11 protein-coding genes are annotated in these 14106 nt (G+C 61.2%); 9 read left to right on the forward strand and 2 right to left on the reverse strand.

The window, feature by feature from the left end:
• Positions 1–220: 220 nt before the first annotated feature.
• The 7 genes from H0W47_RS16295 (at position 221) to H0W47_RS16325 (ending at position 6343) form a co-directional block, all read left to right on the forward strand.
• Positions 221–703, forward strand: coding sequence for a MarR family winged helix-turn-helix transcriptional regulator (locus H0W47_RS16295; protein WP_296926272.1), 483 nt, complete (start codon positions 221–223; stop codon positions 701–703).
• Complete coding sequence (locus H0W47_RS16300; protein WP_296926274.1) at positions 700–1554, forward strand: enoyl-CoA hydratase family protein; 855 nt, start codon at positions 700–702, stop codon at positions 1552–1554. Before H0W47_RS16295 ends, H0W47_RS16300 begins: the two co-directional genes overlap by 4 nt.
• A 1-nt stretch (position 1555) precedes the next feature.
• Entirely contained in the window at positions 1556–2725 is a 1170-nt protein-coding gene (locus tag H0W47_RS16305; protein ID WP_296926276.1) for an acyl-CoA dehydrogenase family protein, read from the forward strand.
• A gap of 17 nt (positions 2726–2742) precedes the next feature.
• Positions 2743–4344 (forward strand): AMP-binding protein, encoded by a 1602-nt coding sequence (locus tag H0W47_RS16310; RefSeq protein ID WP_296926278.1) that lies wholly within the window; start codon positions 2743–2745, stop codon positions 4342–4344.
• Positions 4341–4784: a thioesterase family protein gene (locus H0W47_RS16315; RefSeq protein ID WP_296926279.1), complete on the forward strand. Its 444-nt coding sequence runs from the start codon at positions 4341–4343 to the stop codon at positions 4782–4784. Before H0W47_RS16310 ends, H0W47_RS16315 begins: the two co-directional genes overlap by 4 nt.
• A complete protein-coding gene (locus tag H0W47_RS16320) occupies positions 4781–5176 on the forward strand; it encodes a RidA family protein (RefSeq protein WP_296926281.1) in 396 nt (131 codons plus the stop codon). Before H0W47_RS16315 ends, H0W47_RS16320 begins: the two co-directional genes overlap by 4 nt.
• Positions 5177–5383: 207 nt before the next feature.
• On the forward strand, positions 5384–6343 hold the full coding sequence (locus H0W47_RS16325; RefSeq protein ID WP_296926283.1) for a response regulator: 960 nt from the start codon (positions 5384–5386) through the stop codon (positions 6341–6343).
• Between the two features lie 92 nt (positions 6344–6435).
• Here the strand turns inward: H0W47_RS16325 and H0W47_RS16330 are convergent, their stop codons facing one another.
• Positions 6436–8634 carry a TolC family outer membrane protein gene (locus H0W47_RS16330; protein ID WP_296926285.1) on the reverse strand — a complete coding sequence of 733 codons (2199 nt, stop codon included), beginning with the start codon at positions 8632–8634 and terminating at the stop codon, positions 6436–6438.
• A gap of 314 nt (positions 8635–8948) precedes the next feature.
• Here H0W47_RS16330 and H0W47_RS16335 point away from each other — a divergent pair, with 314 nt between their 5' ends.
• Both H0W47_RS16335 and H0W47_RS16340 read left to right on the forward strand, forming a co-directional pair.
• Complete coding sequence (locus H0W47_RS16335; protein WP_296926287.1) at positions 8949–9611, forward strand: transglutaminase-like cysteine peptidase; 663 nt, start codon at positions 8949–8951, stop codon at positions 9609–9611.
• Between the two features lie 70 nt (positions 9612–9681).
• Positions 9682–11583, forward strand: a complete 1902-nt coding sequence (locus H0W47_RS16340) for a LapD/MoxY N-terminal periplasmic domain-containing protein (RefSeq protein WP_296926291.1) — start codon at positions 9682–9684, stop codon at positions 11581–11583.
• Between the two features lie 99 nt (positions 11584–11682).
• Here the strand turns inward: H0W47_RS16340 and H0W47_RS16345 are convergent.
• On the reverse strand, positions 11683–14106 hold a 2424-nt coding region (locus H0W47_RS16345), incomplete at its 5' end, for an S-layer family protein (RefSeq protein ID WP_296926290.1).

Consider the following 14106-nt stretch of genomic DNA (forward strand, 5'->3'; position numbering starts at 1 on the left):
GGCCGCGCCGACCTGTGCGCCATTGCCAGGCCGCACCTGGCCGACCCCGCCTGGACCCTGCATGAGGCCGCCAAACTGCAGAGCCGGCACGTGGACTGGCCCCAACCCTACTTCAGCGGCCGGGACCAGATGTACCGTGAACTTTCAAAGCAAAAACCGGGCTGAGCCCTTATTCAGCAAGCACAAGCAGCTATAAAATCAGTAGCAAACGGAGACGGCCATGGACCTAGAAGCACGAGGACACCGCGAACACCCCGAGGCGCTGCGCCTGTGGCTGCGTCTGCTGACCTGCACACAGCTGATCGAAAAGCAGGTGCGCGGCCAGTTGCGCGAACAGTTCGACACCACCTTGCCGCGTTTTGACCTGATGGCCCAGCTTGAGCGCAACCCGGACGGCCTGAAGATGAACGAGTTGTCGCGCCGCATGATGGTCACCGGCGGCAACGTCACCGGCATCACCGACCAGCTGGTGACCGAAGGCCTGGTCGAACGCGTGGACGTCGAAGGCGACCGCCGTGCCTACCGCGTGCGCCTCACCACACGTGGCCGCAAGACCTTTGACGAGATGGCACGCCAGCACGAAGACTGGATTGTCCAGTCCTTCGGCGGCCTGTCGGCGCGCGAAATCGAGACCCTGCACAAGCTGCTGGGCAAGGTCAAACAGCACCAGACCGATCTGAACCAGGAAGTGGAAAACGCATGAAACATTACATTGGCCCCGGCAATCCGATGCACGCGCAGTTCAATGCGCTGGCAAGCTACGAAGCGCGCCTTTTCGCCTATAGCTTCGCTGACGGTGTGGCAACCCTGACCCTGAACCGGCCGGAACGCAAGAACCCGCTGACCTTCGCGTCCTACGCCGAGTTGCGCGACCTGTTCCGGGCACTCAACAGCGCCACTGATGTCAAGGTGATCGTGCTGACTGGCGCCGGCGGCAACTTCTGCTCAGGCGGCGATGTGCATGAAATCATTGGCCCACTGACAAAGATGAGCATGCCCGAGCTGCTCGAATTCACGCGCATGACTGGCGACCTGGTCAAGGCCATGCGTCTGTGCCCGCAGCCCATCGTCGCCGCCATCGACGGCATTTGCGCCGGTGCCGGTGCCATGATGGCACTCGCCGCCGACATGCGCCTGGGCACGGCGCAGGCCAGGACCGCCTTTCTGTTCACACGTGTGGGCCTGGCCGGCGCCGATATGGGCGCCTGCGCGCTGCTGCCGCGCCTGATCGGCCAGGGCCGCGCCTCCGAACTGCTGTTCACCGGCCGCGCCATGACAGCGGAGGAAGGCCTGTCATGGGGATTTTTCAACGCACTGCACGAGCCGGCCGACCTGCTATCCAAGGCGCAAACGCTGGCTGCGGAGTTGGCGGCCGGTCCGACTTTTGCGCACGGTATGACCAAAACAATGCTGCACCAAGAATGGGCCATGACTTTGGACCAGGCCATCGAGGCCGAAGCCCAGGCCCAGGCCATTTGCATGCAGACCAAAGACTTCACGCGCGCCTACGAAGCTTTTTCGGCCAAGCAAAAGCCGGTGTTCCAGGGAGATTGATGTGAAAGCCCCCACAGATCACCTCACACTTCCCTTCTTTGACGATGTCCACCGAACACTGGGCCGGGAACTGGCCGACTGGGCGCCGCTGCAGCAGGTGGACGAAAGTGATGACCGGCTTGCCTGCAAGGAATGGGTGCGACGGCTGGGTGACGGCGGCTGGCTGCGCTACTGCGTTCCCGGCAGCGCCGGCGGTGCGCTGGACAAACTTGATTCTCGTGCGTTGGTGATCCTGCGCGAAACTCTTGCCTTCCACTCGCCACTGGCCGATTTCACGTTTGCGATGCAGGGTCTGGGCAGCGGTGCCATCACGCTGGCCGGCACGCCGGCGCAGCAGGCCGCCTACCTGCCCGCCGTGGCACGCGGCGACAAGATCGCCGCCTTTGCGCTGAGCGAAGCCGACGCCGGCTCCGACGCCGGCGCCATGACGACCAGCGCCGACGCTTCCGAAGGCGGCTGGGCCCTCAGCGGCAGCAAGACCTGGATCAGCAACGGCGACATCGCCGACTTCTACGTCACCTTTGCCAAGACCGACAAGGCCGCCGGCACACGCGGCATCACCGCCTTCATCGTCGACGCCGGCAATCCCGGCCTGGACAGCAGCGAACACATTGCGGTGATGGCGCCGCACCCACTGGCCACGCTGAAGTTTGCAGATTGCAGGCTCGGTGCCGATACGCAACTCGGCGCACTCAACGGTGGCTTCAAGCTGGCGATGCAGACCCTGGACATCTTCCGCGCTTCGGTCGCCGCCGCAGCTTTGGGCATGGCGCGCCGCGCCCTGTTCGAGGCCGTGCGTTTTTCACGCGAACGCAAAATGTTCGGCCAGACCCTTGCCGACTTTCAGCTGACACAGGCAAAGATCGGCGAGATGGCAGCGCTGATTGATGCAGCCGCACTGCTGACTTACCGCGCCGCCTGGCTGCGTGACGACAGCGAGGCACGCGGCGCCGGCAAACGCATCACCGCCGAGGCGGCCATGGCCAAGATGACAGCGACTGAAAACGCCCAGCGCGTGATCGACATGGCGCTGCAAATGCATGGCGGCCTGGGCGTGAAGGTCGGCACCAAGGTCGAAAGCCTGTACCGCGACATCCGCTCGCTGCGCATCTACGAGGGTGCGACCGAAGTCCAGCAACTGATCATTGGCAAAGCGGTGCTGCAATCATGAACTCACCCGCTCCTTCCATGCAACCCGACCGATTTGTACATGACCGCCTGCCGCCGGGCGACCAGTGGCCGCAGATGCGGTACGACCTGTCCGAATTGCAGATTCCGGCCCAGGCGAACCTGGTGGACGTGTTGTTTGAGCGCATTGAGCAGCACGGAATGTCCGCCCGCCCCTTCCTGCGCTCCGACAAGCTGACGCTCACTTATGCCGAGGCACACGACCGTGTCAAACGTATTGCCCAGGTGCTGACGGGCGACCTGAAGCTGATACCCGGCAACCGCGTGTTGCTGCGCGGCGGCAACACCATCGCCATGGCGCTGGCCTGGCTAGGCGTCGTCAAGGCCGGCCTGGTCGCGGTGGCCACCATGCCGCTGCTGCGCGCCAAGGAGTTGGGCGAGGTCATCACCAAATCGCAGGCCACGGTGGCCCTGTGTGATGCCGGACTGCTGGCCGAACTGCAAACCGCCCAGGAGCTGAACCCGGTACTGGCCCACATCGTTCCGTTCAACACCAGCGAGGCCGGTTCACTGGAGGCGCAGGCGCTTGCCAGGGATGGCAACTTCACACCGTGCCCGACCTCGGCCGACGACTTCGCGATGATGGCCTTCACCTCGGGCACCACCGGCACACCCAAGGCACCGGTGCACACCCACCGCGATGTGCTGGCCGCCTGCGAAGCCTGGCCGCGCCATGTGCTCAAGGCCAGACCCGAAGACATCGTGATGGGCTCACCACCGCTGGCCTTCACCTTCGGCCTCGGCGGCATGCTGATTTTCCCGATGTGGGCAGGTGCTTCGGTGTATTACCCCGGCATTGCCTACACCCCGGAAGCCATGGTCAAGCTGATCAACGAGGTCGGCGCCACCATCTGCTACACCGCGCCGACTTTCTACCGCCAGATGTCTGCGTTTGCCAAACAGCATGGCGTGCCCAGCCTGCGCACCTGCGTCAGCGCTGGCGAAGGTCTGCCCGACGCGACGCGCCAGCTCTGGAAGGACGCCACCGGCATCGAGATGACCGACGGCATAGGCGCAACCGAGATGTTTCATATCTTCATTTCTGCCGCGCCGGCCGATGTACGCCGCGGCGCCATCGGCAAAGTGGTGCCCGGTTACACCGCCAAGGTTGTTGACGACGCGGGGCAGGAGGTGCCGCGCGGCACCATCGGCAAGCTGGCAGTGATCGGCCCCACCGGTTGCCGCTACCTCGACGACGTACGCCAGGGCAACTATGTGAAGGGCGGCTGGAACTACCCCGGGGACGCCTTTCTGCAGGACGAGGATGGCTATTTTTTCTACCAGGCCCGCGCCGACGACATGATCATCACGTCGGGTTACAACGTCGGTGGGCCGGAAGTTGAAGACGCACTGCTGAAACACCCGGCAGTCGCCGAGTGTGGTGTCATCGGCATACCGGACGAAGAGCGCGGCATGGTGGTCAAGGCCTTCGTGGTGCTCAAGCCGGACCACGCGCCCGATGCAGCCATGTGCCAACAGTTGCAGGACCACGTCAAGGCCACCCTGGCGCCCTTCAAGTACCCGCGCCAGGTGGCGTTCGTCGCCAGCCTGCCGCGCACCGAAACCGGCAAGCTGCAACGCTTCAGGCTGCGCCAGCCATGAGGTTCTCGGTACGCAAGCAGGTCCGCTTTCACCATTGCGACCCGGCCGGCATTGTTTTTTATCCGCAGTATTTTTACCTGCTGCATGAGACGCAGGAAGATTTTCTGGCGCACATCGGTCACCCGGAGCATGGTCTGATCGCCTCTGGTGTGGGCGTGCCCATCGTGGATCTCAAAACCGAATTTCTCGGCATGTGCCGCTATGGCGACGAAATCGTCATCAGCCTGGGCCTGACCCGCGTCGGCAACGCCAGCATTGGCATGAGCTATGAAATTCATAGCTACTCACACCCGCCAGACAAGGGTCAGACCCTGAAATTGATCGCAAATACTGTGGTGGTATGTTCAGAAATACCGCATGGCAAGGTGCTGCCCATCCCGGAGGGGTTGCGCACCGCGCTGCTGCCTTATCTTGAGACAACAAAGGAAGACAAACCATGATGAAACTGTTGCAACCTGCAGGCTGGGCCGAGCCAAGGGGCTACGCCAACGGCGTGATGGCGCGCGGAGCAATGATTTTTGTGGGCGGCCAGATCGGCTGGAACGCGCAGCAGCAGTTTGAAAGCGACGACTTCATCGCGCAGACGCGCCAGGCACTTCTCAACATCCTGGCGGTGTTGCAGGCTGGCGGCGCCGGACCCGAACACATGGTCCGCATGACCTGGTATGTGGTGGACCGCGTGGAGTACATTGCGCGTTTGAAGGAACTGGGCGCGGCCTACCGGGAGGTCATGGGCAGGAATTTTCCAGCCATGACCTGTGTGGAGGTGTCGGCCCTGGTCGAGGATCGCGCGCGCATCGAAATTGAAGTGACCGCCGTGCTTCCAGACTGACCGGCAACCGCCGGTTCGCCCGCTGCTGCTTGGGCAAATCACCCATTTCTGGCATAAGATGGTTTCCGCGTGGAGAAAATTTCCGCGAGATTTCCCGAGCATCGGCACTGGTGGCAGTCTGTACCGATGTCGGCCCAGATCATTTGGAGATACCTGTGACCCCATCCCGACCGCCTCATATGCGCCCCGGCTTCACCGGTTGCTTCCATGAATGAGCCCGTGAGCGGTTTCAGGCAGGCCGCGGCTGAGCCGGAGTTCGGCCTGGCCGAAGCCCAGCGGCGCATGCAGCGCCAGCTGATGGTATCGACGGGCGTAGCCCAGGCTGTTTTCGACCTCGCCAGTCAGGAGTTGAACTGGAACCCCCGGGCGTATGAAATTTACGGTGTGGACGCGGCTACGCCCCTCAGCCTGGACTTTGCGATGGGCCTTGTCTACCCCGACGATCTGGACCTGCTGATCAGAGCGCGCGAGCAGTTGCGCCGGAGTCCGGGTGCGATCGAGCTTGACTACCGCATCATTCGAGCTGACGGGGAACTGGTCGATATCCACTCGCTGTTGTTCTCCGAGGTCGATAGCCAGGGGCGGCCCCTGCTGTTCGTCGAGCTCAGCCTGGACGTGACCGAGCGCAAGCGCGTGGAAACTGCTCTGATCCAGTCCGCCCGCCTGTGCCGCGTGCTCGACAAGGTATCCACAGACATCTACTGGGAGCAAAGCGACGACAGGGACGCCAGTGACACGCAACCCGCGCCCCTTGAGTCCGCTCACGGTTCGGGGGAAGAACTGCGGAAAATGCGTGTGTTGTATGTCGAAGACAATATGTACAACCTGATGCTTTTCGACGACGTGATGCGTACCCGCGAAGATGTCGAGATGCGTATGGCACAAAACGGTGCCCAGGGCTTCGAGGTCGCCAGCAGCTGGCAGCCCGACGTGCTGGTTATTGACGGCCGTTTGCCCGACATTCACGGGATTGATCTGCTTCAACGGATGCGGGCGATCCCGGGGTTGGAGAACACGCCCGCCTTCATGTGTTCTGCCGACACCTTGCCCGAGCACAAGATACTTGCCGAGCAAGCCGGCTTTACCGGCTACTGGACCAAACCGGTCGATTTCGACAAGGTTTTCGAGGAACTGGACAGGATTGTTGCAGGCAGCGCCCTGCGCTGAGACCCTAGCTCAGGCCGCAAAGCGGTCGCAGATCAATCAGGGCCGCGACACCGCGCGACAGCTCAGCTTGCGGCCGGTGCCCGTGCCAGATCCTACTGACCTACCGCCAGCGGGGCTGCCGAGCTCTCCCTGACAATCAGCCAGCGATCGCCAAGCTTTGTCCACTGCAGCGTCTTGGTCACGATGTCGTGGTAACTGGCCGACCGATAGGTTTGCCTGAACACCATGGTCGCCTGAGTCGCATCGTTGAGGGTCACGGTCAGGTCGGCAATTTCAACCGTGATATCGGACGCGCGGGACAGCGCTGCCCTGCGCCTTTCCTTCCACGACTCGCGGTCACCGCCTGGGGGGGGCACGAAGTTGGGCGCATAGAACTGCAGGTAAGCCTCGACGTCGCGCCTGGCCCAGGCCGTACGCCAGTTCTGTAGTGCCTGCCGCACTTCACTGTAGTCGGCGTCGTCAGGAGACGAGGTCCGTACTGCCGGGGCCGGGGCCGGGGCCGGGGCCGGGGCCGGGGCCGGGGCCGGGGCCGGGGCCGGGACAAGCGCAGGCACCGGTGCTGGCGCCTGAGCCTCTGGAACTGGAACTGGAACTGGAACTGGAACTGGAACTGGAACTGGCGCGGGAGCTGGCGCGGGCACGGGAGCCAGCGGTGTCACCGGTGCTGGCGGGGTGGTAGGCGTCGCGGGGGAACGTGGAGCCACCGGGGACACCGGCCTGCGCGGGGAAACTGTGGCGGCCGGAGCCGGAACTGTCGGCGCTGGTGCGGCGGAAGGCGTGGGCGCCATGACCTCCTGCATGGCCCGCTCGCGGGCATTGAGCAATGCTGTCTGCTTGACGAGGTCGCTAGCGCGGCCGACCAAAGCTGCCTTGTCCACCACATAAAGCGCCACCGGATCCGCAGGACAGTGCTGCGAAGCGTCTTCGCCTTCGTTCCACTGATCCACACCGGGAACAACGCCCGTATCGATTCTGGACAAGTCCAGTGCGGTCAGAAGGGTGCCCTGCGCTGCATGGACCCGAACGTAAGCTACGTTGATATCAATCTCCGCGTTAGCCACAGCGCGTCGGGACTGAAACAACTCGTTCTCGGTATCGAGCAGATCGAGCAACGTACGCTGGCCGATGTCAAATTGCAGACGATACGCGTTGCGAGATTTCTCAATGGCGACCTTGTTCTGATCAAGGTAGCCAATTTGCTCCTTGAACTTGCGAACGTCGTTGTAGGCAATCAGAAGGGTGTGCCGGATTTCGCGGCAAGTCTTGTCGCGCAAATCCTTGGCCACATTGAGCTGCTCCGCAAACTGGCGCTCCCGGGCTCTATCACTGAAACCGTTGAAGAGGTTCCAGCTCATCACCACTTCGGCCACATTGTTCTCGGATTTCCCGATAACACCGCCCACATTTTTGCCTTGGTCGCGCCGAAAACGCAGATCAAACCGGGGCTGGTAGGCACCACTGCGCGAGGCCAGCGCGGCGTCGGAAGCGCGCACATTCTCGATGGATGCGCGTAGAGCCGCATTGCGGTACTGCGAAAGTTTGATGGCACCTGCTGCATCTGCGGGAATGTCCTGGACCAGCGGCGCGGGTAAGGGCATCTCCGCAGTGGGCATGGCACCCACGATACGCTGAAAGCGTGCCGTCGCGTCGTGCAGGTTTGATGTTTCCGTCAACAAGTTCGACTCTGCCAGCGCCACGCGTGCAGAAATTTGCTCCAGGTCAACCGCGCGCGCCACTCTGGCTTTGACCCTGCGCTCTGTCTGCTCAAAAACCGAGCGATGTTGCACAAAATTTTCTTCGGAAAGGCGCACCAGCTCACGGAACCGCAAAACATCGTAGTACGCACGCGCAGCCTCAAAGGCGACGGCCTCGGAGCTGTCAAAAAATTCGAACAAGCGCACCATACGCGCATGGTCGAGTCGCTTGACTTCGTTGCGGGTTGCAAAGCCGTCGTACAACAGCTGTGTGATGGTCAGGGACGAAGATGTTCTGTCATAGCTGGAACGGATGGTGGGGTCTTCGCGCCGCTCTTTGCCTTGACCGGCCGACAAATCGACTTTGGGCAACTGAGCGCCGAAACCGACATCCCGCTCATTAACGGATGCCTTCAGCGTGTGCCACTTGGCCATGACTTCGGGGTTGCTCAACACTGCTCGTTGTGTTGCGTCCTTCAGCGTCAGGGGTTTTTCGAACTGGGCCTGGACTTGTGTAGAAACCAACGCGCCCACGGCACACAGCCAAACAGCCCATTGCACCGGGCTGATGCTGAAGCCGCGCAGGCGGGATTTCATGGACGCTCGCCCTGCGGGATCACCGTTACACTGAACCAAAGGCTCACGCGCAACACGGCTGGCCCTGCTGACAGGAGAGCGCGGCACACGGGTTGTCGCGGTATGGTTCTGACTCATTTCGCAGTATCAAATTGTTTCATTTGCACGATTGTCTCCTCATCCAGCTACCCGAGCACAGAGAGAAATATTCGAAATCAGGTTAACAATGAGTCGTTAGTGACTGTTTTATATGAATATTTTTATGCTAACGCAGGTTTTCCAGAAGCGCAATTGATATCCGGACGAATTCCCCGTCTGGTGCGAAAACGAAACACTTGAAGCATTTTCAACGACTCATTCTGATCGTTCTGATCCTCCTGACCGGGGTACTGAAGGTTGCGGCGGTGGATTTTGAGCGGATGCAAAGCGTCATGTCCCAGCGCTTCGGCGCAGCTGCGGTGCCGTCGTTTCGGGACTGGCAAAAGTTGCTGCAAGACAACGCGGACCTGCCCGCGCCTGCCAAGATCAAACAGGTCAACGACTTTTTCAACCGCCGTGTCAAATTCGGCGATGACCAGGTGATTTGGGGCCAAAGTGACTATTGGGCGACCCCCATGGAGACTCTCGGCCGGGGCGCTGGTGATTGCGAGGACTTTGCCATTGCCAAGTACTTCACCCTTCTGCTGCTCGGCATCCCTGACGACAAGCTGCGCCTGATTTACGTACAGGCCCGGATCGGCGGCGCCAACAGCAGCATCACGCAGGCGCACATGGTCCTGGCTTTTTACCCGGAACCCAATGCCGAACCACTGATTCTGGACAACCTGATCAACGACCTTCTGCCGGCATCCCGGCGGCAGGACCTGCAACCTGTGTTCAGCTTTAACAGCCTCGGGCTCTGGCAAGGCGTTTCAGGCGCCCAGGGCGCAGGCGGGCCGTCCAGCCTGTCGCGCTGGCAGGAGCTGCGCCGGCGTGCGCGTGCTGAAGGCTTCGATTGATGTGACTGACTTGACTGATTTGTTTCAGAAACCGCTATAAAGAACCGTTCCGAGGGGATTCTCCATGTCGATGTACCGCCAATTGTGGCTCGCAATCATTCTCAGCACCTTGTTGGCTCTGCTGGGCGGCTTGCTTGCGTCCACGCTGAATGCGCGAAGTTATCTGTCGGAGCAGCTCAGCTCGAAAAATTCCGACAATGCGACTGCCCTCGCTTTGGCACTGAGCCAGCAAAACGCCGACGCGGTGATGGTCGAGCTGACCGTTGCCGCGCTGTTTGACGGCGGTCACTACGAGCTGATACGGGTGGTCGACCCGCTTGGGAAGACCATTGTCGAGCGCGCCTCTGGCTCTCCTGCCAAGGCGGTACCGGACTGGTTTGTCAGGCTTCTGCCTCTCTCGGCCGTTGCAGGCCAGGCGCAAATCAGCAATGGGTGGAAACAGTTGGGCACGCTCACGTTGATCAGCACGAGCCGCTTTGCCTACCAGTCGCTCTGGAAAAGCGTGCTGCAACTTGTTGCCGCCTTAGGACTGGCCGGGCTGGTGGCGGGCTACCTGGGAACACTTGTGTTGCGCCGCCTGCGTGAACCCTTGCAACGTGTTATTGATCAGGCCAATGCCATCAGCGATCGTCGTTTTGATCTGATAGAAGTCCCCGACGTCCCCGAGCTTAAACAACTGGCCATAGCCATGAACAGCACTGTCAGCCGGCTCAAGGGAATGTTTGCGGAAGAGGCTCAGCGTCTGGAAGTTTTAAGGGTCGCGGCCAATTACGACCCCCTCACCGGGCTGGCAAACCGCAACTTTTTCCTGATTCAACTGCTGGATTCACTGGACAGCGAGGAGGCCGCTGGTGGCACCCTGCTCCTGGTTCGAATGGCCGGTTTCCCCGGGCTCAACCACCGCCTCGGCTCCCCCACCTCCCATGATCTCTTGAAAGTCTTTGCACAAGTGCTCATGCGCCAGGCGACGCAAGACAACGGTGTTGCAGCACGCATCGGCGAGGCCGACTTTGCCTTGCTGCTCCCCAGCCGCGTCAACGCCCGCCACACGGCCCAGGACTTGCTGCGCGCCCTGGCCGAAGCAAGCACGCCCTTGATTGGAGAGGGACCTGCGGCGTATATCGGCATGGGAAAACTGCAACATGGGCAGGACCTTGCCGGCCTGATGGCCCAGGCTTCAGCCGCGCTGGGGGCGGCAGAGGTGCAAGGCCTCAATACCATCCGCGAAGCCAGCGACGAAAACTTGTCGCCCGCCACTGAAAGCACACTCCGGCTGATCAGGCAGGCCCTCGAGCAAGGGCAGGTCCGACTCACCTCCGTGCCGGTGTTGGACCTGAAGGCAAACCTGGTGCACCGCGAATGCCGGCTGGAGCTAAAGCTTGAGGGGGCGGGCGACTGGCAAGCAGCCAACCGCTTCCTGCAAATAGCCGAGGGTTTTCAGCTGGCGTCGCTGGTTGACCAGGCGGCCATCAAGCTGGGCTTCGAAAAATTGCACGGTGACCCTGGCCTTGCGGGCGTCGCCATCCACCTGTCTGCCCCCTCATTACACGACGATAGCCTGCGCTCAGGACTGCTGGATCTGGTCAGGAAGAATTCAAGCCTGGCCAGTCGCCTGTGGCTCCAGACACCAGAGGCTGCGGTCATCACACACATGGACAGTTTCCGGGGATTTGTTGCCGACGCCAGAAAAGCAGGCAGCCGTGTGGGGTTGATCCATTTCGGTCGTCACTTCAGTCACGCGGGCGTACTGCACGATCTGGGTCTGGACTTCGTCAAGGTTGACTCCAGCTTCATCCGCGGGCTGCAATACAGCGCCGACAACCAGGTCTTTCTCAAAGGCCTTGCCTCCGTTGCTCACAAGATGGGTATGCAGGTCTACGCAGAAGGCGTGATAGACCGCGCCGAGCTGGCGGCGCTGGAGCCAGCAGGCTTTGACGGAGCCGTGGGACCGGCGGTCAAAGAGTCTGACTGACCTGACTTAGATGACTGACTGACGAGTCAAACGACCTTCTGAAAATGGCCGCCGAATCATCTCGATTCGGCGGCTTCTTTTTTTGTGAACACCAGTACCTTAGTCGGTACTGAGTTTTCCTCTGGTCAGCAGGTCTTGAATCACCTGCTGGTCGGTGGTGTACGCACCGATCATGTCCACCCCAGCCAGCACAATCGTCTGATCCGCTGCACCGAGTACCGTGCTCGAAGGGGAGCCCACTGCATGCGGATCGCTGGCAAAACCACCGGTGGTGCTGATATGAACAATGGTGTCATCACCCGACTTCTCGAAATGCAGGAAGTTCGCCAGGATGTCCCCGTCGGCGCCGTTCCCTGAAGTTTCTCCAACAAGGAGATCCCGCAGATCCAGCACGTCACCACCGGCCGAGCGTGAGGCGGTATCAAAGTTGATGATCGTGTCGGTTGCGGGCGCGCCTGCCGCGCCACCGTCGTTAAGACGCCACTCAAACACATCGCCAAGGGCGCCGCCCAGCAGCGTCTGGTCGCCCTGCCCCCCAACGATGGGTGTTGGTGCGCTGCTCAGCGCGGCGTCAAAACCAACTTCAGCAAACATGCCCGTTCCACCGTCAATATAGGTGAACGCGCCTTGCGACAGAATGGTCTGGCCATCGACCTCACCGCTGCCCAGCAGCGTATGCAGGTTGATGGAGGCAATACCCAAGTCAGTCAGGCTGACCAGCTCACCGGCATCATTGATGCCGTCGGCGTTGGCATCAATCCACACCTGCAGCTTGTAGAAATTGGCATCCTCTGTCCCCAGGACGGCGTCGCCATTGCTGTCAAGGCTGGCCAGAGCCTCCACACCGCTGGCATAGTTGCCGCCAGCAAACCAAGGCGTGAACATCTCGCTGCCGTCCTCAATGCTGCCGGATCCATCGAGGTCAAAGACCAGGATGCCGTCCACGCCCGTGGTCCACGCAGTCTTGTCGCGCACGCCGTCGGCATTCAGGTCAAAGAAGACGCCGTTGTCCGACGTATTGAAGGCCAGGCCCGCCGCGCCAAGATCCAGAATGATAGGGTCGGTCGCGGTGCTGTACACCATGATGTCCGCTTCGGTGAAAGCAAGCATCTGTGCCTGAGTAACGCCGGTCAGCGTCGCGACCTGCACTCGGCCGGCCGTGGTCTTCCAGCTGTCATCAAACCAGACCTGCGCCTCTCCATTCCCTCCGTTGGCAGTCGAATTCCACACAATGATGTAATCGTTTGCGCGGGCATTACCCGTTAGGGTCGTGCCGGTGATCACCGCGGCTGTCTGCGCCGTGGTGATGAGAACCACCTTGTTGTCGGTGGCGGCGGTCATGTTCGCAATCGTAGTGGACGACACGAAATCGGCTGCTGCCAGGGTAGTTCCCGCAATCGAACCAGTGGTACCCCCAAAATTCACGCTGCCGAGCGTGTTGCTGGTATCGTCGAAGAAGCCGAGCTTGTCGGTACCCCTCACGAAGTCGGTGAAAGTGTTCGCGCCACTGGCGGTCGTCATGCGGAATTGATCGATGCCGTCACCGCCGGTGAGGGTGTCGTTGCCAGCACCGCCATACAGCGTATCGTTGCCGAGGCCGCCGACAATCACGTCAGCGCCCGCACCGCCGATGATCTTGTCGTCGCCAGTCGATCCGGTGACGGTGAAGGCCTCGGTCTGGCTACTCAGGTTCAGGACAGTTGAGCCGGCCGTCAGCACAATATTTTCAATGCCAGTCAGCTGGGCGTCCAAGATGTTAAAGCTGGCGCCGATATTGAGCGTATCTATCCCTGCCCCGCCATCCAGAAGCGTGTCATTCGCTGCACCCACAATGGTGTCGTTGCCGCTGCCAGCCGTGATGCTGTCGGCGCCAGCCGAGCCAGTGATGGTGAAGCTTTCGGTCTGGTTGCTCAGGTTCACCGTGCTCGCTGCCGTCAGCACGATGTTCTCGATGTTGGCAATCTGTGCATCGCTTGTGGCAGTGAAGTTCGCTCCGATGTTCAGTGTGTCTACATCGGCTCCGCCGTCAAGCAATGTGTCGTTCTGGGCGCCGACGATGATGTCTGCACCTGCGCCTGCACTGATGCTGTCTGCACCTGCGCCGCCGGTGATGGTGTCTGCACCAGCCGAGCCGGTAACCGTGAAGGCTTCGCTCTGGTTGGCCAGGCTGAGCGTGGTGCCCGCTGCCGTCAGCACGATGTTCTCGATACCCACGATTTGTGCATCGCTGACGGCCGTGAAATTGGCCCCCACGTTGAGGGTGTCGGTGCCCAAACCGCCGCTAAGCAGGGTGTCGTTTACCGCACCCACAATGGTGTCGTTGCCGCTGCCAGCCGTGATGCTGTCGGCGCCAGCCGAGCCGGTAATGGTGAAGCTTTCGGTCTGGTTGCTCAGGTTCACCGTGGCCGCTGCCGTCAGCACGATGTTCTCGATGTTGGCAATCTGTGCATCGCTTGTGGCAGTGAAGTTCGCTCCGATGTTCAGTGTGTCTACATCGGCTCCGCCGTCAAGCAATGTGTCGTT

Source organism: Polaromonas sp. (assembly GCF_013817205.1).
Classification (GTDB): domain Bacteria; phylum Pseudomonadota; class Gammaproteobacteria; order Burkholderiales; family Burkholderiaceae_C; genus Polaromonas.